The sequence below is a fragment of the Stutzerimonas urumqiensis genome (assembly GCF_003640395.1).
Taxonomy (GTDB): domain Bacteria; phylum Pseudomonadota; class Gammaproteobacteria; order Pseudomonadales; family Pseudomonadaceae; genus Stutzerimonas; species Stutzerimonas urumqiensis.
On record NZ_RBZQ01000002.1, the window covers coordinates 542,258 to 561,546 of the forward strand.

At 66.9% G+C, this 19,289-nt stretch carries 21 protein-coding genes; 15 read left to right on the forward strand and 6 right to left on the reverse strand.

What is annotated here, in order from left to right:
- Nucleotides 1–217: 217 nt before the first annotated feature.
- The 8 genes from D7325_RS05905 to ahbB (D7325_RS05940) are packed head-to-tail and all read left to right on the forward strand — an operon-like array spanning nucleotide 218 to nucleotide 5,754.
- On the forward strand, nucleotides 218–1,936 hold the full coding sequence (locus D7325_RS05905; RefSeq protein WP_120994602.1) for a nitrite reductase: 1,719 nt from the start codon (nucleotides 218–220) through the stop codon (nucleotides 1,934–1,936).
- 51 nt (nucleotides 1,937–1,987) lie between these two features.
- Nucleotides 1,988–2,302, forward strand: a complete 315-nt coding sequence (locus D7325_RS05910) for a c-type cytochrome (protein ID WP_120994603.1) — start codon at nucleotides 1,988–1,990, stop codon at nucleotides 2,300–2,302.
- 16 nt (nucleotides 2,303–2,318) lie between these two features.
- Entirely contained in the window at nucleotides 2,319–2,654 is a 336-nt protein-coding gene (locus tag D7325_RS05915; protein ID WP_162988008.1) for a c-type cytochrome, read from the forward strand.
- Nucleotides 2,651–3,832: a cytochrome D1 domain-containing protein gene (locus D7325_RS05920; RefSeq protein ID WP_120994604.1), complete on the forward strand. Its 1,182-nt coding sequence runs from the start codon at nucleotides 2,651–2,653 to the stop codon at nucleotides 3,830–3,832. Before D7325_RS05915 ends, D7325_RS05920 begins: the two co-directional genes overlap by 4 nt.
- 1 nt (nucleotide 3,833) lies before the next feature.
- The gene (locus D7325_RS05925; RefSeq protein WP_120994605.1) at nucleotides 3,834–4,292 is read left to right on the forward strand and encodes an Lrp/AsnC family transcriptional regulator; all 459 of its coding nucleotides are present in this window, start codon (nucleotides 3,834–3,836) and stop codon (nucleotides 4,290–4,292) included.
- Nucleotides 4,289–4,825 (forward strand): siroheme decarboxylase subunit beta, encoded by a 537-nt coding sequence (ahbB, locus tag D7325_RS05930; protein ID WP_120994606.1) that lies wholly within the window; start codon nucleotides 4,289–4,291, stop codon nucleotides 4,823–4,825. Before D7325_RS05925 ends, ahbB (D7325_RS05930) begins: the two co-directional genes overlap by 4 nt.
- The gene (locus D7325_RS05935; protein WP_120994607.1) at nucleotides 4,818–5,261 is read left to right on the forward strand and encodes an Lrp/AsnC family transcriptional regulator; all 444 of its coding nucleotides are present in this window, start codon (nucleotides 4,818–4,820) and stop codon (nucleotides 5,259–5,261) included. The genes ahbB (D7325_RS05930) and D7325_RS05935 overlap by 8 nt, the downstream gene beginning before the upstream one ends.
- On the forward strand, nucleotides 5,236–5,754 hold the full coding sequence (ahbB, locus tag D7325_RS05940; RefSeq protein WP_120994608.1) for a siroheme decarboxylase subunit beta: 519 nt from the start codon (nucleotides 5,236–5,238) through the stop codon (nucleotides 5,752–5,754). The genes D7325_RS05935 and ahbB (D7325_RS05940) overlap by 26 nt, the downstream gene beginning before the upstream one ends.
- A 13-nt stretch (nucleotides 5,755–5,767) precedes the next feature.
- On the opposite strand, the gene D7325_RS05945 is transcribed toward ahbB (D7325_RS05940), so the two are convergent.
- Together D7325_RS05945 and D7325_RS05950 are read right to left on the reverse strand one after the other, a co-directional pair.
- On the reverse strand, nucleotides 5,768–5,992 hold the full coding sequence (locus tag D7325_RS05945) for a hypothetical protein (protein WP_218565173.1): 225 nt from the start codon (nucleotides 5,990–5,992) through the stop codon (nucleotides 5,768–5,770).
- A 29-nt stretch (nucleotides 5,993–6,021) separates the two neighbouring features.
- Complete coding sequence (locus tag D7325_RS05950) at nucleotides 6,022–6,444, reverse strand: hypothetical protein (protein WP_120994610.1); 423 nt, start codon at nucleotides 6,442–6,444, stop codon at nucleotides 6,022–6,024.
- Between the two features lie 272 nt (nucleotides 6,445–6,716).
- Between D7325_RS05950 and nirJ the strand changes: the two genes are divergently transcribed.
- The 4 genes from nirJ to D7325_RS05970 all read left to right on the forward strand — a co-directional run bounded on the left by nirJ (nucleotide 6,717) and on the right by D7325_RS05970 (nucleotide 11,333).
- Nucleotides 6,717–7,886, forward strand: a complete 1,170-nt coding sequence (gene nirJ, locus D7325_RS05955; RefSeq protein ID WP_120994611.1) for a heme d1 biosynthesis radical SAM protein NirJ — start codon at nucleotides 6,717–6,719, stop codon at nucleotides 7,884–7,886.
- Nucleotides 7,887–7,916: 30 nt separating this feature from the next.
- Entirely contained in the window at nucleotides 7,917–8,753 is an 837-nt protein-coding gene (gene cobA, locus D7325_RS05960) for a uroporphyrinogen-III C-methyltransferase (RefSeq protein ID WP_120994612.1), read from the forward strand.
- Nucleotides 8,744–10,291 (forward strand): nitrite reductase, encoded by a 1,548-nt coding sequence (locus tag D7325_RS05965; protein WP_120994613.1) that lies wholly within the window; start codon nucleotides 8,744–8,746, stop codon nucleotides 10,289–10,291. The genes cobA and D7325_RS05965 overlap by 10 nt, the downstream gene beginning before the upstream one ends.
- Before the next feature lie 181 nt (nucleotides 10,292–10,472).
- On the forward strand, nucleotides 10,473–11,333 hold the full coding sequence (locus D7325_RS05970; RefSeq protein WP_120994614.1) for a LysR family transcriptional regulator: 861 nt from the start codon (nucleotides 10,473–10,475) through the stop codon (nucleotides 11,331–11,333).
- A 64-nt stretch (nucleotides 11,334–11,397) separates the two neighbouring features.
- Here D7325_RS05970 and D7325_RS05975 read toward each other — a convergent pair whose 3' ends face one another.
- The 4 genes from D7325_RS05975 to D7325_RS05990 all read right to left on the reverse strand — a co-directional run bounded on the left by D7325_RS05975 (nucleotide 11,398) and on the right by D7325_RS05990 (nucleotide 16,010).
- Complete coding sequence (locus D7325_RS05975) at nucleotides 11,398–12,537, reverse strand: HPP family protein (protein WP_120994615.1); 1,140 nt, start codon at nucleotides 12,535–12,537, stop codon at nucleotides 11,398–11,400.
- A gap of 107 nt (nucleotides 12,538–12,644) precedes the next feature.
- Nucleotides 12,645–14,087 carry a cytochrome-c oxidase, cbb3-type subunit I gene (gene ccoN / locus D7325_RS05980; RefSeq protein ID WP_120994649.1) on the reverse strand — a complete coding sequence of 481 codons (1,443 nt, stop codon included), beginning with the start codon at nucleotides 14,085–14,087 and terminating at the stop codon, nucleotides 12,645–12,647.
- 411 nt (nucleotides 14,088–14,498) lie between these two features.
- Nucleotides 14,499–15,215 carry a pirin family protein gene (locus D7325_RS05985; protein ID WP_120994616.1) on the reverse strand — a complete coding sequence of 239 codons (717 nt, stop codon included), beginning with the start codon at nucleotides 15,213–15,215 and terminating at the stop codon, nucleotides 14,499–14,501.
- A gap of 171 nt (nucleotides 15,216–15,386) precedes the next feature.
- Complete coding sequence (locus tag D7325_RS05990; RefSeq protein WP_120994617.1) at nucleotides 15,387–16,010, reverse strand: FMN-dependent NADH-azoreductase; 624 nt, start codon at nucleotides 16,008–16,010, stop codon at nucleotides 15,387–15,389.
- A gap of 125 nt (nucleotides 16,011–16,135) precedes the next feature.
- Here D7325_RS05990 and D7325_RS05995 point away from each other — a divergent pair, with 125 nt between their 5' ends.
- The 3 genes from D7325_RS05995 to D7325_RS06015 form a co-directional block, all read left to right on the forward strand.
- Nucleotides 16,136–17,059: a LysR family transcriptional regulator gene (locus D7325_RS05995; protein ID WP_120994618.1), complete on the forward strand. Its 924-nt coding sequence runs from the start codon at nucleotides 16,136–16,138 to the stop codon at nucleotides 17,057–17,059.
- Between the two features lie 145 nt (nucleotides 17,060–17,204).
- Nucleotides 17,205–17,720 (forward strand): GNAT family N-acetyltransferase, encoded by a 516-nt coding sequence (locus tag D7325_RS06000; RefSeq protein ID WP_342769569.1) that lies wholly within the window; start codon nucleotides 17,205–17,207, stop codon nucleotides 17,718–17,720.
- Between the two features lie 1,394 nt (nucleotides 17,721–19,114).
- Nucleotides 19,115–19,289, forward strand: a 175-nt coding sequence (locus D7325_RS06015) for a leucine zipper domain-containing protein (RefSeq protein WP_162988009.1), incomplete at its 3' end; no start/stop codon positions are given.

Below are 19,289 nucleotides of genomic sequence, written 5' to 3' on the forward strand. Positions count from 1 at the left end.
CGGCGGCTGGCGTTCCGAATCGGCCGGTACGCCTCGGTCCAGACCCTACCCGCGACACGGCGTCACGCTCAAGCAATCCGCCGGCAAGTCTTGATTGCAATCAAGCCCCTCCTCGATAGGCGTCTCTAGCATTCGAGCCGCGCACAAACGAAGTACCCGGGAACTGCACACCGACGCAATCGACCGGGGCCTAGACGGCTCCAATAGGAGAAACACCATGAGCTACGTTGGCAAACCACTGCTCGCAGGTCTCATCGCCAGCGTTTCATTGCTCGGCATGGCGATCGCGCAAGCCGCCGCCAACCCGGAAGCCGCCGATGCCGCCTACAAGGGCAACGCATCGGCCATCGACCCGGCGAGCGCGCAGGTCGTCCATACACCCGGAGCACCCGACCTGACGAGCGCCGAGTTCGACCAGGCCAAGGAGATCTACTTCCAGCGCTGCGCGGGCTGCCACGGTGTGCTGCGCAAGGGCGCGACCGGCAAGCCGCTGACGCCGGACATTACCCAGGGTCGAGGCCAGCAGTTCCTCGAAGCATTGATCACTTACGGATCGCCCGGCGGCATGCCCAACTGGGGCACGTCCGGCGCGCTGACCAAGGACCAGATCACGCTGATGGCCAAGTACATCCAGCACACGCCACCCACCCCGCCGGAGTGGGGGCTGGCCGAGATGAAGGACTCGTGGAAGGTCTTCGTACAGCCGGAAGACCGGCCGACCAAGCAAATGAACGATCTGGACCTCGGCAACCTGTTCTCCGTGACCCTGCGCGATGACGGCAAGATCGCCCTGATCGACGGCAACACCAAGAAAATCGTCAAGCTGATCGAAACCGGCTACGCGGTGCATATCTCGCGCATGTCGGCCTCCGGGCGCTACCTGTTCGTGATCGGCCGCGACGCCAAGATCGACATGATCGACCTCTGGGCGAAAGAGCCGACCAAGGTCGCCGAAATCAAGGTCGGCATCGAGGCGCGCTCGGTCGAAACCTCGAAGTTCGAGGGCTACGAAGACAAGTACGCCATCGCCGGCGCCTACTGGCCTCCACAGTTCACCATCATGGATGGCGAAACCCTGGAGCCCAAGCAGATCGTCTCCACCCGCGGCATGACCATCGAGACGCAGGAATATCACCCGGAGCCTCGCGTCGCGGCCATCATCGCCTCGCACGAGCGGCCCGAGTTCATCGTCAACGTCAAGGAAACCGGCCGTGTCATGCTGGTCAACTACGAGGACATCGACAACCTCACCGTCACCAGCATCGCCGCGGCGCCCTTCCTGCATGACGGCGGCTGGGACAGCACCCACCGCTACTTCATGACCGCCGCCAACAACTCCAACAAGATCGCCGTGATCGACTCCAAGGATCGCGAGCTGACCGCGCTGGTGGATGTCGGCAAGATCCCGCACCCCGGTCGCGGCGCCAACTTCGACCATCCCATCTACGGGCCGGTGTGGGCCACCAGCCACCTGGGCGATGCCAGCATCTCGATGATCGGCACCGATCCCGAGGGTCACCCGGACTACGCCTGGAAACACGTCGGCACGCTGGAAGGCCAGGGCGGCGGCTCGCTGTTCATCAAGACGCACCCCAAATCGCGCCACCTGTACATCGACACCACCTTCAACCCCGACGCCAAGATTTCCCAGTCGGTCGCGGTGTTCGACCTCGACAACCTCGACGCCGGCTACAAGGTGCTGCCGATCGGCGAATGGTCCGGTCTGAAGGATGGGGCCAAGCGCGTCGTCCAGCCGGAGTACAACAAGGCGGGCGATGAAGTCTGGTTCTCGGTGTGGAGCGGTCAGGACGAGGAGTCGGCGCTGGTCGTGGTCGATGACAAGACGCTAGAACTCAAAACAGTGATCAGGGACAAAAGATTGATTACCCCGACGGGTAAATTTAACGTCCATAACACTCAGTACGACGTTTACTGAGCCCCTTGGGGCGGGTTCATGCCCGCCCCGATTAGCCTTGAGGAAACTCTGATGAAGAAAGTACTTATCCCCTTGCTGGCCATTGGCGGCTTCGTCGCCATGCAGTCGGCGGTAGCCGCCACGGGCGAGGAGCTGTTCAAGAGCAAGGGCTGCGCCGCCTGCCATTCGATCGACACCAAGCTGGTCGGCCCGTCCTACAAGGACGTCGCCGCCAAGTACGCCGGCCAGGGCGACGCCGTCGCCACCCTCGCCACCAGCATCAAGAACGGCAGCCAGGGCAAGTGGGGCCCCATCCCGATGCCGCCAAACCAGGTCACCGAAGAAGAAGCCAAGACCCTCGCCGAGTGGATTCTTAGCCTGAAGTAAGCCCCAGGAGAACGTCATGCACCTATCCCGCCATGCAGTACGAGGTCTGGGACTGGTCATGACGTCCCTCCTCCCTTCTTTAGCCCTGGGCGCGCCCGATGCGGCCCGCCAGGCACAACTGGAAAACCTGCTCAAACAGGACTGCGGCTCCTGCCACGGCCTGCGCATGACCGGCGGCCTCGGCCCGGCCCTGACCCTCGAAGCGCTCGCCGGCAAGCCCCGCGACAGCCTCATCGCCACCGTCACCTACGGACGCCCCGGCACCGCCATGCCCGGCTGGCAGCCTCTGCTCAGCGAGCAGGACATCGCCTGGCTGGTGGACACTCTTCTGCACGGATACCCCAAGCCATGAACCGCCCCGCCCTGCTGCTGGCCGCCGCCAGCCTGCTGCTCAGCGCCTGCGCGCAACAACCGCCCCTGCGGGGCAGCGGCGATCTCGGCGTGGTGATCGAGCGCGCCAGCGGCAGCCTACAGATCATCGAGAGCACCGGCATGAGCCGGCTGGCCCGCCTCGAAGGGCTGGGCGACCTGTCGCACGCATCGGTGGTGTTCTCTCGCGATCAGCGCTTCGCCTATGTCTTCGGCCGTGACGGCGGGCTGACGAAGGTCGACCTGCTCGAGCAGCGCATCGACAAGCGCATCGTCCAGGCCGGCAACAGCATCGGCGGCGCCATCAGCCAGGACGGCACGCTGATCGCCGTCGGCAACTACGAACCGGGCGGCGTGAAGGTATTCGATGCCAAGACCCTGGACCTCGTCGCGAACATCCCGGCGACGCCGCTGGCCGATGGCAGCCGCAACTCGCGGGTGGTCGGCGTCACCGACGTTCCCGGCAGGCGCTTCATCTACAGCCTGTTCGATACCGATGAAACCTGGCTGCTGGACTTCAGCCAGGGCAACGAGCCGGCGATCACGCGCTTCCCCGACATCGGCAAGCAGCCCTATGACGCCCTGCTGACACCTGAGGGCCGCTACTACGTGGCCGGCCTGTTCGGCGAAGACGGCATGGGCAAGATCGACCTCTGGCACCCGGAGCGGGGCGTCGAGCGCATCCTCGATCACTACGGTCGCGGCCAGGACAAGCTGCCCGTCTACAAGATGCCCCACCTCGAGGGCTGGACCGTGGCCGGCGACCAGACCTTCGTGCCCGCCATCGGCCAGCATCGCGTGCTGGTGATGGATTCGACGAGCTGGAAGCAGACCGACGCCATCGACGTCGCCGGCCAGCCGGTGTTCGTGATGGCGCGCCCGGATGCGCGGCAGGTCTGGGTCAACTTCGCCCACCCCGACAACGGCAAGGTGCAGGTCATCGACAGCGAGACCCACCAGATCATCGCCACGCTGGAACCCGGCCCGGCGGTGTTGCACATGGAGTTCACCGCCCGCGGCGACCAGCTCTGGCTCTCGGTGCGTGACGGCCATGAAGTCCAGGTCTGGGACCCTTATCGACTCGAGCGCCTCAAGCGGCTGCCGGCCGAAAGCCCGAGCGGCATCTTCTTCAGCAGCCGCGCACACGAGACGGGCCTCTGACATGGAACTCGACAGCCTCAGCCGCCGCCTGATCGACCGCTTCCAGCACGGCATGCCGCTGTGCGCCGAGCCCTACCGGGCAATGGCCGAGGCGCTGGGCTGCGAAGAGGCCGAGGTGCTGGCCGGCCTGCAACGCCTCGATCGGGCCGGGTGCCTGTCGCGCGTGGGGCCGGTGTTCGAACACAGCCGCGCAGGCGCCAGCACGCTCGTCGCGCTGGCCGTACCGCCAGCCCGGCTGGAGGCCGTCGCGGCATGCGTCAACGGCTACCCCGAGGTCAACCACAACTACCTGCGCGAGCACCATTACAACCTGTGGTTCGTGCTGACCGGGCCGGATCGCGCCCATCTCGATCGCATATTGACGCAGATCGAAGCCGAAACCGGCCTGGCCCCGCTCGACCTGCCCATGCGCAGCGCCTACCGCATCGACCTCGGCTTTCCGCTGGAGGTCGCGTCATGATCGCGCCGCTCGATGATCGCCAGGCGCTGCAACTGCGCCGCCTGCTCGAAGCCGGCCTGCCGCTGGCCGCACGCCCCTACGCGCGGCTCGCCGAGCAGCTTGGCGCCACGGAAGACGCCGTGCTCGAACAGGTCCGCCAGTGGAGCGACGACGGCCTGTTCCGGCGCATGGGGCTGGTGCTCAAGCATCGCGCGCTGGGCTTTCGCGCCAACGCGATGCTGGTGCTCGACGTGCCGGATGATCGGGTCGATGCCGTCGGCCAGCAACTGGGCCAGGCACCGGGCGTCAACCTCTGCTACCAGCGCCCACGCCGATTGCCGCAGTGGCGCTACAACCTGTTCTGCATGATCCACGGCCGCGAGCGGGCCGACGTCGTCGAGCGGATCGAGCGGCTGCTGGCCGAGCACGGCCTGGACGGGTTGCCGCACCAGCTGCTGTTCAGCACGCGCGCCTTCAAGCAATGCGGCGGCCGCTACGCGCCACCGCAACCGCAGGAACCGCAGGAACCGCAACAGGTGATCGCCCATGGATGAGCTCGATCGCCGACTGATCAACCGCCTGCAACGGGGCCTGCCGCTGGTTCGCCGGCCCTGGGAGGCGCTGGCGCAGGAACTCGACGCCGACCCCGCCGTGCTGCGCGCGCGCATCCAGGCCCTGCTCGACGACGGCACCCTGACCCGCTTCGGCCCGATGTTCGACATCGAACGGCTCGGCGGCGCCTTCACCCTCGCGGCGCTGAGCGTGCCCGAGCCACGGTTCGATGCCGTGGCCGCGGTGCTCGAGGCGATGCCGGAAGTGGCGCACAACTACCGGCGCGAACATGCCTGGAACATGTGGTTCGTGCTCGGCTGCGAGACACCCGAAGGCATCGCGCAGGCCATCGCCCGCATCGAAGCGCTCACCGGACTCGAGGTGCTCAACCTGCCCAAGGAGACGACCTACCATGTCGGGCTGCATTTCCCCGTCTGATCTGGCCCAGGCGCGCCGGCTGGTCGCCCTTACCGACGCCGGCCTGCCGCTGGTCGAGGACCCCTGGGCCTGGCTGGCCGAGCGGCTGGAGTTGGACGTCGAGGCGACCTTGGCGCTGCTCCAGCGCTTGCAGGCCGACGGCGCCATACGCCGGATCGCCGCCGTGCCGAATCATTACCGGCTGGGCTACCGGCATAACGGCATGACGGTCTGGGACGTGGACGACGAGGCGCTCGAACGACTCGGCCCGCTGGTTGGCGCACAGCCCTTCGTCAGCCATTGCTACCGTCGCCCGCGCCAGCCCGGCTGGCGCTACAACCTGTTCGCGATGGTGCACGGTCGCAACGCCGACGACATCGAGCGCGATCGCCAGGCCATCCGTACGCTGCTCGGCGAGGTCTGCCGGGCCGATGAGATGCTGGTCAGCAGCCGCATCCTGAAGAAGACCGGCCTGCGTCTGACGGGCGCATCCAGTCCGGCGCGCCAGCGCTAACCCTGTCGGCCGCCTACCACCACCCGAGCGCCAACCGGTGGATCACGCGCCATATCGCACCGATCAGGGACGGGAACAGCCGGGGCGATGCGAACGCGACGACGGAAAACAGAAGGATCGATCCCCACAGCCAGCCGCTGCCCAGGTAGCCCTGCCAGAAGGCCAGCTCGCGATTGGCCGCGAACCAGACGAACGCCGACGTCGGTATGGAAAAGCACAGCGAGGCGAGCAGCGCCATCAGCCTCGATTCGCCCGAATCGCCTCGCCTCATGGCGCAGGCTTCACGCAAGGATCGGGGCGCTGGCCAAGCTCGGCCGCCACGGCGCTGATGGCGCCCTCGTCGGTCAGCCGCTCGACCACCCGATACCCCGCCTCGACATAGCCCGAACCGCTGCTGCAGACCGAACCGTCGGCCATGCGGTACTCGATGCGATAGGCCCCTTCCCCGCGCTGGTAGACCGGAATGAGCAGCGGCGCCTCGGCCGCTTCGGACAACCGCACGTCGAGGATGGCTTCATCGCTCTCCACCCGGATCGCCACCGGCACCGCGGCTGAATCGTTACGCACCTCGATCAGCACCCAGGGCGCACCGCTCAACCCGAGCCGCTGATAGCCGACGATCCCCACCACCGTCAGCGCACCGCACAAGAAACCCGACCCGACGCCCAGCGCAATCGCCAGTCGCTTCATCGACCCGCCCCCTCCCTGATGCCGGCCGAACGCCAGCGAAATAATCGCAGGATGCTACCCGTTCCTGAGCGCCCTCGGCACTGCCGTCGACAGGAGCGCGCGCCATTTGGGAACCGGCTCGCCCAGCAGCCCGGAATACCCTGCGGCATGACGTCTCGCCCCGGCACCGCCGCCCGCCTTTATTGCTTCGGATCAAGGCTCCGGGCGATGGCCTTGGCGATCCTGCCGGCAACGAGGCACGCCGCCGGCAGTCGCCGCACAGGAGTCCGAGCATGTTGAGAATCAGCCATTACCTGCGCGCCCTGGCCGGCCAATGTCCACCGCCGCACAGCGCGGCACCCGGCAGCCTGCGCCCGCCCGTGGTGATCTGGAACCTGCTGCGCCGCTGCAACCTCACCTGCAAGCACTGCTACGCGACCTCCGCCGACAGCGAATTCCGCGACGAGCTCGATACCGAAGCGGCGCTGAAGGTCATCGACGACCTCCAGCAGGCCGGCGTGAAGGTGCTGATTCTTTCGGGTGGCGAACCGCTGCTGCGCAAGGACCTCTTCCTGCTCGCCGACTACGCGCGCAACCGGGGCTTCTTCGTCGCGCTCTCGACCAACGGCACCCTGATCGACGAGAGCAACATCCAGCGCATCGCCGCCGCGCAGTTCGACTACCTCGGCATCAGCATCGACGGGCTCGAAGCGGTGCACGACGACTTCCGCCAGCTCAAGGGCAGCTATGCCGCGTCGATGCGTGCCATCGATCTGTGCCGCCAGCACGGCATCCGCGTCGGCCTGCGCACCACGCTCACCCAGCACAACTACCCGCAACTGCCCGACCTGCTGGCGCTGATGCGCGAGCACGACGTGCAGAAGTTTTACCTCTCGCACCTCAACTACAGCGGGCGCGGCAAGCGAAGCCGCAAGCTCGACGCCCACTGGCAGATGACCCGCGACGCGATGGAGCAGCTGTTCGAGCGCGCCTGGCAGGACATCCAGGAGGGCCGCGACACCGATTTCGTCAGCGGCAACAACGATGCCGACGCCATCCTGCTGTTGCAGTGGGTCGAGCGCCGGTTGCCCCGGCAACGGGCCGCGCTCGAGCGGCTGTTGCGCGGCTGGGGCGGCAACGCCTCGGGCAGCGGCATCGCCAACATCGACAACACCGGCGAGGTCCACCCGGATACCTACTGGTGGCACCACAGCGTCGGCAACGTGCTGGACCGTCCATTCAGGGAGTTGTGGCTGGACGACCCCGCCCCGCTGCTGGCTGCCCTGCGCCAGCATCCTCGCGCCGTCGGCGGACGCTGCGCGACCTGCCGCTGGCTGGACATCTGCAACGGCAACACCCGCACCCGCGCCTGGGCACAGGGCGATCTCTGGGGCGAAGACCCCGGCTGCTACCTCAGCGATGACGAGATCGGCCTGCGCGCGATTCCCTGCACCACCCTTTGACAGCCTGATGACCACGGCCAAGGAGCCACGATGATCGCGACCACTGCACTCCCCGCTGCGCTACAGGCGCGGCTGGAACCGGGCGAAGTCGCCCTCGTCGGCGCCGGCCCCGGAGACCCCGGCCTGCTCACGCTGCGCGCCTGGAGCCTGCTGCAACAGGCTGACGCCGTGGTGTACGACCGGCTCGTCAGCGACGCGCTGCTCGGCCTGCTTCCACCGACGTGCAGCCGTCATTACGTCGGCAAGGCCAGCGGCTACCACAGCCTGCCGCAGGAAGACATCAACCGCCTGCTGGCCAACCTGGCGTTGCGCGGCCTGCGCGTGGTGCGGCTCAAGGGCGGCGACCCGTTCATTTTCGGTCGCGGTGCCGAGGAGCTGGAACACCTGCTCGGCCGCGGCATCGCCTGCCAGGTGGTGCCGGGCATCACCGCGGCGGCCGGCTGCACCACCTACGCGGGCATTCCGCTGACCCACCGGGACCTGGCGCATGCCTGCCAGTTCATCACCGGCCACCTGCAGGAAGACGGCGAACTCAAGCTGCCCTGGCGGAGCCTGGCCGAGGGCGGCCAGACCCTGGTGTTCTACATGGGCCTGGCCAGCCTGCCCAAGATCGCCGAGAAGCTGATCGCCGCCGGCCTGCCGGCCGATACGCCGGCTGCGCTGATCGCCAACGGCACCCGCCCGGACCAGCAGGTGGTGCGCGGCACCCTGGCCGAGCTGCCGGTGCTGGCGCGCGACAACCGGCTCAGCGCACCGACGCTGACGGTCATCGGTCGCGTCGTCGGGCTGTTCGCCGAGCGCCCGATGCACTTTCCGGCGCACCTGGCCGCCGATCCTTTCGACGAGGTGCGCGAGCTATGCGGCTGATCCGACCCTTGCTGGGCCGCAGCGTTTCTCTGCTGGGCTGCGGCTTTCCCCTCTTGGGCTTGGGCTTGGCCCTGGCCCTGCTCGTGGCACCCCACGCGATCCAGGCCGCCGAAACGCCAGACGCCGAAGCGCTCTACCGGACCCACTGCCAGGGTTGCCACGGTGTCGACCGACTCGGCGGCGCCGGCCCGGCGCTGTTGCCCGAGAGCCTCGGTCGCCTGAAGCCGGACGAGGCGCGGGCGGTTATCCGCGACGGCCGTCCGGCCAGCCAGATGGCCGCCTTCTCCGATCGGCTCGGTGCCGCTGAAATCGACGCGCTGACCGACTACCTCTACCAGCCCGCCGCCGTGCCGCCGCGCTGGGGCGAGGCCGACATCCGCGCCAGCCATCGCCTGCTGGTCGACCCGGCCACGCTGCCCGACACGCCGCAGCATGACGCCGATCCGATGAACCTCTTCGTCGTGGTCGAGGCCGGCAATCATCACGTCAACATCCTGGACGGCGATCGCTTCGAGGTGCTCACGCGCTTCCCCTCGCAGTTCGCGCTGCACGGCGGGCCGAAATTCTCGCCCGACGGCCGCTTCGTCTACTTCGCCTCGCGCGACGGCTGGATCAGCCTCTACGACCTGCACAACTTCAGGCTCATCGCCGAAACCCGCGCCGGCATCAACACCCGCAACCTCGCCGTGAGCAACGACGGTCGCTGGGTTCTGGTCGGCAACTACCTGCCGGGCAACCTGGCGGTGCTCGACGCCCGCGACCTGTCGCTGCACAAACTGATCCCCACCAAGGGCCAGGACGGCACCGCCTCGCGGGTCAGCGCCGTCTACACCGCCCCGCCGCGCGGCAGCTTCGTGGTCGCGCTGAAGGACGTGCGCGAAGTCTGGGAGCTGCCCTACGGCGGCACGCCCGACTTCGAGCCGCGCCGCATCGCCGCGCGCGACCTGCTCGACGACTTCTCCTTCACGCCGGATTACCGCTACCTGCTCGCCACCTCGCGCCAGGCCAAGGGCGGCCAGGTGATCGACCTCGACGCCGGCGAGCCGGTCGCGCAGGTGCCGCTACCGGGCATGCCGCACCTCGGCTCGGGCATCTACTGGAAGCGTGACGGCCGGTGGATCTTCGCCACGCCGAACATCGCCAAGGGGCTGATTTCGGTGCTCGACCTGAAGGATTGGCACCTGATCAAGGAGATCCCGACCGAGGGGCCGGGCTTCTTCATGCGCAGCCACGCCAACTCGCCCTATGCCTGGACCGACGTGTTCTTCGGCCCGAACAATGACCGGGTCCATCTGATCGACAAACAGACGCTGGCGATCGCCCACACCCTGCGCCCGATGCCGGGCAAGAACGCCGCGCACGTCGAGTTCACCAAGGACGGCCGCTACGTGGTGCTGAGCGTCTGGGACACCGACGGCGCGCTGATCGTCTACGACGCCCGGACGCTCGAGGAGATCAAGCGCATCCCCATGAACAAGCCATCGGGCAAGTACAACGTGGGCAACAAGATCGAATTCGCCGAGGGCACCTCGCACTGAGGCAGCCAGCGTGACAGGGCCGGTGCAATCGCGCCGGCGTGCCCGCAACGCCAAGCCAAGCCACGCCGCGCATCACGCCGCGAGCTCCAACGAGTCTCTTCATCCCGCCCCAGCGCCCTTTTGCCCTGTCGTTTCCAATCTGAAGCTGCTTTTATATCAACTCGATTGATATGAGCAGCCTATGGACATCGATCTCGCCCGGACCTTCCTCGACATCATCCGCAGCGGCAGCTTCGTCGCAACCGCCGAGCGGCTGCACATCACCCAGACCGCGGTGACCGCGCGCGTCAGCAACCTGGAGCGCCAGCTCAACTGCCGCCTGTTCGTGCGCAACCGTGCCGGCGCCCGGCTGACGCCCGACGGCGAGCGCTTCGTCGCCTATGCCAGCCAGCTGGTGCAGACCTGGGAAGCGGCGCGCCGGGACCTGCCGCTGCCACAAGGCTTCGGCAGTCTGATCAGCCTCGGCGCCGAGGTCAGCCTGTGCAATCCGCTGATGCTGGCGTGGGTGCAACGGCTGCGCCAGGCGATGCCCGATCACGCCGTGCGCGGCGAAGTCGACAGCGGCGACGCGTTGCAGGAGAAGCTCGATCGCGGCCTGCTCGACGTCGCCCTGGTACACCAGCCGGAGTATTCGCCCGGCCTGCAGATCGAGCAGCTGCTCGAGGAAAAGCTCATCCAGGTGGTGGCCACCCACAACCCGGACCCTTACCTGTACGTCGACTGGGGGCCGGCCTTCCGCACCCAGCACGACCAGGCGCTGCCGGAGCACACGCGCTCGGCGGTGTCGTTCAGCCTCGGTCCGCTGGCGCTGCAATACCTGCTGCAATGCGGCGGCCGCGGCTACTTCCGCACGCGGGTGGTACAGCGCTACCTCGAGGAAGGCATCGTCAAGCGCGTGGCGAAGGCACCGGAGTTTTCCTATCCCGTCTACCTCGTCTACCGGCGCAACAGCGAGGCGCCGGCGCTGCACAAGACCCTCGCGCTGCTGCGCGAAGTGGCGCGCGACGAGTACGACTGGTCGCGCTGGTACTACGAAATTTAACGCCGTGAGATCTGACGGCCGCGAATCTAGCGGCCGGGCATTGGCGGCATCGAGGGCGGATCGTTCAGTCCGGCAGGTGCTTGAGCCAGTTGGCGTACAGCGCGGCGATCAGGTCGGTCTGGGTGACCATGCCGATCAGCCGCTCCTGGTCGTCGACCACCGGCAGGCAGTGCAGGCCGCGGTCGGACAGCAGGTAGACCAGCTCGACCATGTGCGTGTCGGCCCGGACCGATACCACCGGCGAGCTCATCACCGCACGCAGCTTGGTGCCACGCAGGTATTTGAGCTGGCCGAAGCTGATGCGCGTGGGGCGCGGCTGGAAGTGCTTGAGCAGGTCGACCAGGGTGACGATCCCGATCAGCCTGCGGCTGTCGCCGTCCAGCACCGGCAGCGAGCGCAGACGATGCTGCTGCAGGGTCTTCCAGGCGTGCTCGATGAAGACGTCCGGGCCGCTCCAGTAGAGGTCGCGGGACATGATGTCGGCGGCGGTGATCTCGCCCATGCTGCGCCGCAGCGCGTGTTTTTCGGTCTGCTTGATCAGCCGTTCGAGATCGTCGCGCGTGATGTCCACGTACTCGCCGAACTCACGCAGCGCACGGTCGACGTCGTCATGGGTGAAGCTCAAGCGCTCGCTGGGCAGCGGGTCGCGGGTGTGGTGGGTGTTGTCGCGCGGCGGGCTGCTCTTCGGGTAGGGATGACCGGTGAGGTTGTTGTAGACGAGGCCGGCGGCGATCAGCAACACCGAGTTCATCAACACCGGCAGCAGCACGCCATAGCCCATCGCCTGGAGATCCGCCCCGCCGAGGGCCGTGACCAGCGCCAGCGCGCAGGACGGCGGGTGCAGACAGCGCAGCACGAACAGGCAGATCAGCGTCAGGCTGCCTGCCAGCAGCCCGCCCGGAACGGGGCCCAGCTCGCTCAAGGCGATGCTGATGCCGATCAGCGCCGCGATGGTGTTGCCCACCAGCACCGGCCACGGCCGCGCGAACGGGCTCGACGAGGCCGCGAACAGCAGAAACGCCGAGGCGCCCACCGGGCCGGCGAGGTGCAGCGTCGCCGGCACACCGAACAGCCAGATGCCGGCCGGCAGCGTCATCGCCAGCACCAGCGCGACGCCAATGCCCGCGCGCAGCCACTCTTTCGGCGGGGCGGTCAGGGGGGTTGGGTAGAAGGATCGGAACCAGTCGGTTAAGCGGTCTTGCATGGTGCCTGCTGAAACGAGCCGAAAACGGGCGGGCATGATGCCCAAAAAATGTCCGTCCGTGGACAAGGCGTGAGCCCAAGGGAAATGTTCGGCTCCGGCGAGGCGGGTCAGGACATGGCGAGTTCACCCTGCTGCGAAGCCGCCTGCTGCCGCGTCTGACGCAGCGTCAGCCAGGTGTTCAGCGCCAACAGCAGCATGCCCGAGGCGAAGGTGGCGCCGCCGATCATGCGCACCACGTAACCCGGATGGCTGGCCTCGAGCGCCTCGACGAAGCTGTAGGTCAGCGTGCCGTCGTCATTGACCGCGCGCCACATCAGGCCCTGGGTGATGCCGTTGACCCACATCGAGGCGATGTAGAGCACGGTGCCGATGGTCGCCAGCCAGAAGTGGGCATTGATCAGCCCGACGCTGTACATCCGCTCGTGCCCCCAGAGCTTGGGAATCAGGTGGTAGAGCGAGCCGATGGAGATCATCGCGACCCAGCCGAGGGCGCCGGCGTGGACGTGGCCGATGGTCCAGTCGGTGTAGTGGGAAAGCGCGTTGACGGTCTTGATCGCCATCATCGGGCCTTCGAAGGTCGACATGCCGTAGAACGCCAGCGAGACCACGAGGAAGCGCAGGATCGGGTCGGTGCGCAACTTATGCCAGGCGCCCGAGAGGGTCATCATGCCGTTGATCATGCCGCCCCAGCTCGGCGCCAGCAGGATGATCGACATCGCCATGCCCAGCGACTGCGCCCAGTCCGGCAGCGCGGTGTAGTGCAGGTGGTGCGGGCCGGCCCAGATGTAGATCGAGATGATCGCCCAGAAGTGCACGATCGACAGGCGGTAGGAATAGATCGGCCGCTCGGCCTGCTTCGGCACGAAGTAATACATGATGCCGAGGAAGCCCACCGAGAGGATGAACCCCACCACGCTGTGGCCGTACCACCACTGCACCATCGCATCGGTGGCACCGGAGTACAGCGAGTAGGACTTGAACAGGGTCACCGGAATCAGCGCGTGGTTGACGATGTGCACCATCGCCGTGACCAGGATGAAGGCCCCGAAGAACCAGTTGCCGACGTAGATGTGCCGCACCCGCCGCCGGGCCAGCGCGTTGAAGAACAGGTACGCGTAGAGCACCCAGACGATCGCCACCCACAGCGCGATCGGCCATTCCATCTCGGCGTACTCCTTGGAGGTGGTGTAGCCGAGCATGTAGCTCACCGCCATCGACGCGATCGCGGCCTGCCAGCCCCAGAAGACGAACTGCGCGAGTCCCTCCGACGACAGGCTGACCTGGCAGGTGCGCTGCACCACGTAGAGCGACGTGGCGAACAGCGCGCACCCGCCGAACCCGAAGATCACGAGATTGGTATGCACCGGCCGCAGCCGGCCGAAGCTGGTCCAGGGCAGGTCGAAGTTGAGCTGGGGCCACACCAGCTGCGCCGCGATGAACACACCCAGCCCCATGCCGAGGATGCCCCAGCAGACAGTGGCGAGCGTGAACTGGCGGACGACGCGGTAGTTGTAGGCGATGGGATCGGACATGGTTAGGGAATCGGTCATGGCTTTTTGCGAGGCAACCACGTACGCACGGGCAGGCCGGTGCGTCGCGTTCACACGCCGCTCCTCCTGATTCGGTTGGATATTGGCGCAGCAGGTGCCGCGATGAAGAATGCGTTGCACATTCTCGGCCCGCGGTTCGCTTTACTCCAATGAATACTGTTGAGCCACAACCGCAATATTTTTGATTTCAACGAAAGGGACGCCTAGCGCCGCTACCGGCGCTTTCGCCTCGATGTCAGGCAAGGTCGGCCTGTGCGAGTTGGCAGGCGAACCGGTGCTGGACCGCTCCAGCGCAGATGGCGCCTGCGGCAAGGCGCTGGATTCAGCAGACCACGGACTCGCAGGAGCGGCTCGCGGGCCTGTCGCCACGATGGCGCCGGCGGGCGCGGATGGTTCAGCAGGCCGATCGATTCAGCGCGACAGCGCCCCGGCACGCAGGTCGAACACCAGCACCTCGGCGCCCTGCCCGTCGCTCAGCTCGATGCGCCCGACGTCGCGCACCTTGAGGCCATCGCCTTCGGACAGCCGCACGCCATTGACGGTCAGGGCGCCGCGCGCAACGTGCACGTAGGCATGGCGGGCGCCGTCCAGCGTCAGCCGGGCCTGCTCGGCACCGTCGAACAGCCCGGCGTAGACGCGGGCGTCCTGGCCGAGCTGCAACACACCCTCGCCGCCCTCGGGCGAAAGGACGAGGCGCAACCGGCCGCGCTTCTCGCTGGCGCTGACATGGGTCTGCTGGTAGCGCGGCGGACCACCACGCTCGGTCGGGACGATCCAGATTTGCAGGAAATGCACCGGCTCGGTCGCCGACGCGTTGAACTCGCTGTGCGAAACGCCGCGACCCGCGCTCATCAGCTGGACATCACCGGGCCGGATCACCGAGCCGGTGCCGAGGCTGTCCTTGTGTTCCAGCGCGCCGTCTAGCACGTAGGAGAAGATTTCCATGTCCCGGTGCGGATGTCGCCCGAACCCCTGCCCCGCCGCGACACGGTCATCGTTGATGACGCGCAGGTCGGAGAAGCCCATCTGCCGCGGGTCGTGATACTCGGCGAAGGAAAAACTGTGCCGCGATTGCAGCCAGCCATGATCGGCCTGCCCGCGATCGGCGGCCCGGCGTAACTCGTGCATCTGAAACCTCCTCTGCGGCGCGACCTTCGCGCCTTGAATCAATGGCTGCCGGTCCCGCACCCGCTGCGAGGCGCGCGCAGCAAACACGTAGGGCGGGTTCAGGAACGCAGCGAACAACCCGCCAAGCGGATCGCACCCCTGGTGCCGGCCGCCCCCAAAATCTGTCGTGTATCAGGCGACCACCGAGGCGGGCTCGATGGCGGCCTGGATGTCGTCCCGCGCCTGGGCGAATGCCGCCGCGCGGGCGTCGCCACCCATCGCGAGACCATCGGCCCGCACGAAGCGCACGTCGCTGATCCCCATGAAGCCGAACATCTGCTGCATGTAGAGGCGATCGGTCGGCGCCATCGGTCCTTCGTCCGGGTACTTGCCGCCGCGCGTCGATACCACGATCAGCGTCTTGCCGCCGGCCAGCCCCACCGGGCCATTGGCGGTGTAGGAGAAGGTCCGACCCGGCTGGGCGAGCCGATCGATCCAGACCTTCAGCTGGCTGGGGATGCCGAAGTTGTACAGCGGCGCGCCGATGACCAGCACGTCAGCGGCCAGGAACTGGGTCAGCAGGCGTTCGGATTGCTCGTTCTGAGCCCGCTGCGCCTCGCTCGCCTCGGCCTGCTGGCCCAGCTTGACGCCGAGCGCATCGGTGCCGAAGTGATCGGGCGTGTCGATCGCCAGGTCCAGGTAATCGACCTGTGCCTGCGGATGCTGGCGGCGCCACTCGGCGACCGCTTCGGCGGTCAGCTGGCGCGACGCGGAGTTGGCGCCGAGGATGCTGGAGTCGATGTGCAGCAGTTTCATGGAAGGTCCCTCAGGAATCGGTGGATGGTTGCCGTGACGGCAGGCTTGGGGCTCATCCTACGGAGGTGGCCAATGAGCGATAAGTCGGCAAAAATGCTCCGTATTGTCCGAATGACTGAACAATCATGCAGAACCTGAACGACCTGCTGTTCTTCGCCGAAGTCGCCGAGCGCGGCAGCTTCACCGCGGCCGCCGCGGCGCTCGGCCTGCCCAAGTCGCGGCTGTCGCACCGGGTGGCGCAGCTCGAGGCGAGCCTGGGCGTGCAGTTGCTGCAACGCAGCACACGGCGGCTATCGCTCACCCCGGCCGGCGAGCTGTACCTGCGCCATTGCCTGGCCGTGCGCGACGCGGCGACCGCCGCTGGCGAGGCGATCGCCCAGGTACGCAGCGAGCCGCACGGCACCGTGCGCATCAGCTGCCCGGTCACGCTGGCGCAAAGCGCGGTCGGTCCGCTGCTGCCACGCTTCCTGCGGCGCTACCCGGGCGTGACGGTGGAGATGCGAGTGCTCAACCGGCCGGTCGACCCGGTGGAGGAAGGTGTCGACCTGGCGCTGCGGGTGCGGCCGGTGATCGAGAACAGCGCAACGCTCGCGGCGAAGGAATTCGGGATCAGCCGCGGGCTCCTGCTGGTCAGCGCCGAGCAACTGGCACGGCAGGGTCCGGTCCGGACGCCGGCCGAGCTGTCCCGCCTCGATACCGTGGCGATGTCGGCCAGCGCCGGGCAGGCCCGCCTCGACCTCGTCGGACCGGCAGGCGAAGCCTTCACCTTCGTCCACCAACCGCGCTACCTGGCCGACGACCTGGCCGCGCTGAAGTTCGCCGTGGTCGAGGGCATCGGCGCCGGCATGCTGCCGGACTACCTGTGCCAGGACGAGCGCCAGGCGGGCCGGCTGGTCGAAGCGCTGCCCGGCTGGGCGCTGCAACCGGGCATCGTCCACGCCATGTACCCGCCGCGCCGCGCGCTGCTGCCGGCGGTACGTTGCCTGCTGGATTTCCTCGCCGCGCACCTGCGGGGCGATCAGGCCCTGATCGAGCCGGCATCGCACTGATGCATTGCGCCGCCCAGGCCTGTGGCCACCGCGGGGCGGCCATTCCCCCCGCCGAAAACCCTGCGCACGTCGAGAGACGCCATCGCTTGGCAAGCCGGGCATCGCCTGCTTAGCTCTGGGCGTCATCATCCCGATGGAGCCGATCATGGCCGACCGCCCCTTGCACCGCCTCGCCACCTCGGAGGACTTCGAAGCGGTCCACGCGCTGTACATGCACGACGCCGTGGTGCCCTACCTCGGTCTCGACCCGATGCCGGCGACAGACTTCCGCCCGCACTACGCCCATCTGCTGGCCACACGGCGCTTTCAGGTGGTCGAACAGGCCGGGCGCATCCGCGGCTTCTATCGCACCGCGCGGCACGGCGGGCGGGCCGCGCACGTAGGCTTCCTCGCCACCCTGGCCGTCGACCCGGCGATGCACGGCACCGGCTTCGCACGCGAGATGGTCGAAACCGCGATCGAGCGGCTGCAAGCCGAAGGTGTACTGCGCATCGAGCTGATGGTCGAAGCCGATAACGGTCGCGCGCAGGCGTTCTACAGGAAACTCGGCTTCGAACATGAAGGCACCCTGCGCGCCGCCTACAAGCGCGCCGGCGAGCAGGGCTATGTGGACGAGCTGTATTTCGCGCGACTGCTGCCGGGGCTTGGGGTGGCGAGATAGGACGCCGCACTTCCCTCGGCCCGAACTACAGCTTGCGCCCTGCACGGCGTGAACGCTTGAAAGAACTGGTAGGAGCCCGCTTGCGGGCGATGCTTTGTCTTTTGGCTGTGCGGGTCTGGGGTTTCGAACGCCGCACTTTCCTCGGCCCGGACTACCGATTGCGCCTTGCGCGGCGCGGAATGCTGGGATGCGCCGTAGGAGCCGGCTTGCTGGCGATGCTTTTGTCTTTTGGCTTCGTGATCTGGCGTTTTGGACGCAGCGCTTTCCTCGGCCCGGACGACAGATTGCGCCCAGCACGGCGCGTCACTTTTGCCAGTCGCGGCAAAAGTAACCAAAACCGCTTGCCCCTGCATCCGGCCCCGGCGTTGCCGGGGTTCCCTCGCTCCGGTGCCGTTCCAGGGGCCCGCCACGAAGGGCCATCCATGGCCCTCGCGGCTCTCGCGGCATCCCTGCCGCTCAACCCCTTCCACGACACCTGCGCTCGGCCTGCTGATGGGGCGAGTGGTGTGGCCTGATGGTTTGGGTGTGAAGAGCAAGAAGCAAAGCAGAAAAAGAGAAAGCAAAGCTAAAGCTGTTGTGGTCTCGAACGCGAGACCACCGTAGGGTGCATTCACCAAGCAATGCACCGGTTTCGCATCGGCGGCGTCCCCGGCGGACTGTTCGCTTCGCTCTTGAATCCGCCCTACGTCTTTGATGCAGCCATCACTGAACCACCAGCCACCGTAGGGTGGAAAACCGCAACGCGTTTTCCACCACTTGCACGGCGATGAAGCTTTTACCTGGCTGACCACATACCGGTGTCTATCGCTCGGCTGGTACGACTTTCGATCTCGCCTTTTTTGCAAAAGGCACCCAACCATCAAGCCACTCGGGCCATCCCCTTTCATCCGGCCGAACGCAGGCGTTGCGCAGGGGGACGCGAGGCAGGACGCCGAGCGAGGCGCGGCGGGACAGGGATGTCCCGTCGTGACGTGCCCCCGGAGCGGCGTCGGAGTGAGGGCAGTCTTCGCGCAGCGAAGACCCGGATGACGGGGTCGCCTTCTCTTTGGTTACTTTCTCTTGGCGAGACAAGAGAAAGTGACGCGCCGTGCAAGGCGCAACCTGTCGTCCGGGCCGAGGAAAGCGCGGCGTCCGAAACTCCAGACCGCAAAGCCAAAAGACAAAAGCATCGCCCGCAAGCGGGCTCCTACATGCCTCAAAAAATCCCAGCGTGGTGCAAGGCGCAATCTGTCGTCCGGGCCAAGGAAGGCGTGACGTCTGAAACTCCAGACCGCAAAGCCAAAAGACAAAAGCATCGCCCGCAAGGACTAGGTGTGATTTCTCAGTAGGTTGTTCATCCGGGGCGTTCCCGGAATTCTGGAAGCGCGACCAACACAGCCTTCCAGGAGCCCCGGATGAACCTGCATAAACATGCCCGTCTTACCCCGCGAGGTCGAGCCCTTCTCGTACAACGCATGCTCAGTGGGCTACGTGTCGAGGATGCAGCACAAGCCGCAGGAGTCAGTGTCCGCACAGCCTACAAGTGGCTCAGGCGCTTTCGTGAGGAGGGCGAGGCCGGTCTGATGGATC

What these genes read in the sequence shown, in the direction of transcription:
- D7325_RS06000 (WP_342769569.1), top strand. Translation starts at nt 17,205, where the DNA reads ATGGCCGACCGCCCCTTGCACCGCCTCGCCACCTCGGAGGACTTCGAA.
- D7325_RS05990 (WP_120994617.1), bottom strand. Translation starts at nt 16,010, where the DNA reads ATGAAACTGCTGCACATCGACTCCAGCATCCTCGGCGCCAACTCCGCG.
- D7325_RS05935 (WP_120994607.1), top strand. Translation starts at nt 4,818, where the DNA reads ATGGATGAGCTCGATCGCCGACTGATCAACCGCCTGCAACGGGGCCTG.
- ccoN (WP_120994649.1), bottom strand. Translation starts at nt 14,087, where the DNA reads ATGACCGATTCCCTAACCATGTCCGATCCCATCGCCTACAACTACCGC.
- D7325_RS05975 (WP_120994615.1), bottom strand. Translation starts at nt 12,537, where the DNA reads ATGCAAGACCGCTTAACCGACTGGTTCCGATCCTTCTACCCAACCCCC.
- D7325_RS05945 (WP_218565173.1), bottom strand. Translation starts at nt 5,992, where the DNA reads ATGGCGCTGCTCGCCTCGCTGTGCTTTTCCATACCGACGTCGGCGTTC.
- D7325_RS05920 (WP_120994604.1), top strand. Translation starts at nt 2,651, where the DNA reads ATGAACCGCCCCGCCCTGCTGCTGGCCGCCGCCAGCCTGCTGCTCAGC.
- D7325_RS05965 (WP_120994613.1), top strand. Translation starts at nt 8,744, where the DNA reads ATGCGGCTGATCCGACCCTTGCTGGGCCGCAGCGTTTCTCTGCTGGGC.
- D7325_RS05985 (WP_120994616.1), bottom strand. Translation starts at nt 15,215, where the DNA reads ATGCACGAGTTACGCCGGGCCGCCGATCGCGGGCAGGCCGATCATGGC.
- D7325_RS05905 (WP_120994602.1), top strand. Translation starts at nt 218, where the DNA reads ATGAGCTACGTTGGCAAACCACTGCTCGCAGGTCTCATCGCCAGCGTT.
- D7325_RS05995 (WP_120994618.1), top strand. Translation starts at nt 16,136, where the DNA reads ATGCAGAACCTGAACGACCTGCTGTTCTTCGCCGAAGTCGCCGAGCGC.
- D7325_RS05910 (WP_120994603.1), top strand. Translation starts at nt 1,988, where the DNA reads ATGAAGAAAGTACTTATCCCCTTGCTGGCCATTGGCGGCTTCGTCGCC.
- ahbB (WP_120994608.1), top strand. Translation starts at nt 5,236, where the DNA reads ATGTCGGGCTGCATTTCCCCGTCTGATCTGGCCCAGGCGCGCCGGCTG.
- D7325_RS05925 (WP_120994605.1), top strand. Translation starts at nt 3,834, where the DNA reads ATGGAACTCGACAGCCTCAGCCGCCGCCTGATCGACCGCTTCCAGCAC.
- D7325_RS05915 (WP_162988008.1), top strand. Translation starts at nt 2,319, where the DNA reads ATGCACCTATCCCGCCATGCAGTACGAGGTCTGGGACTGGTCATGACG.
- ahbB (WP_120994606.1), top strand. Translation starts at nt 4,289, where the DNA reads ATGATCGCGCCGCTCGATGATCGCCAGGCGCTGCAACTGCGCCGCCTG.
- D7325_RS05970 (WP_120994614.1), top strand. Translation starts at nt 10,473, where the DNA reads ATGGACATCGATCTCGCCCGGACCTTCCTCGACATCATCCGCAGCGGC.
- D7325_RS05950 (WP_120994610.1), bottom strand. Translation starts at nt 6,444, where the DNA reads ATGAAGCGACTGGCGATTGCGCTGGGCGTCGGGTCGGGTTTCTTGTGC.
- cobA (WP_120994612.1), top strand. Translation starts at nt 7,917, where the DNA reads ATGATCGCGACCACTGCACTCCCCGCTGCGCTACAGGCGCGGCTGGAA.
- nirJ (WP_120994611.1), top strand. Translation starts at nt 6,717, where the DNA reads ATGTTGAGAATCAGCCATTACCTGCGCGCCCTGGCCGGCCAATGTCCA.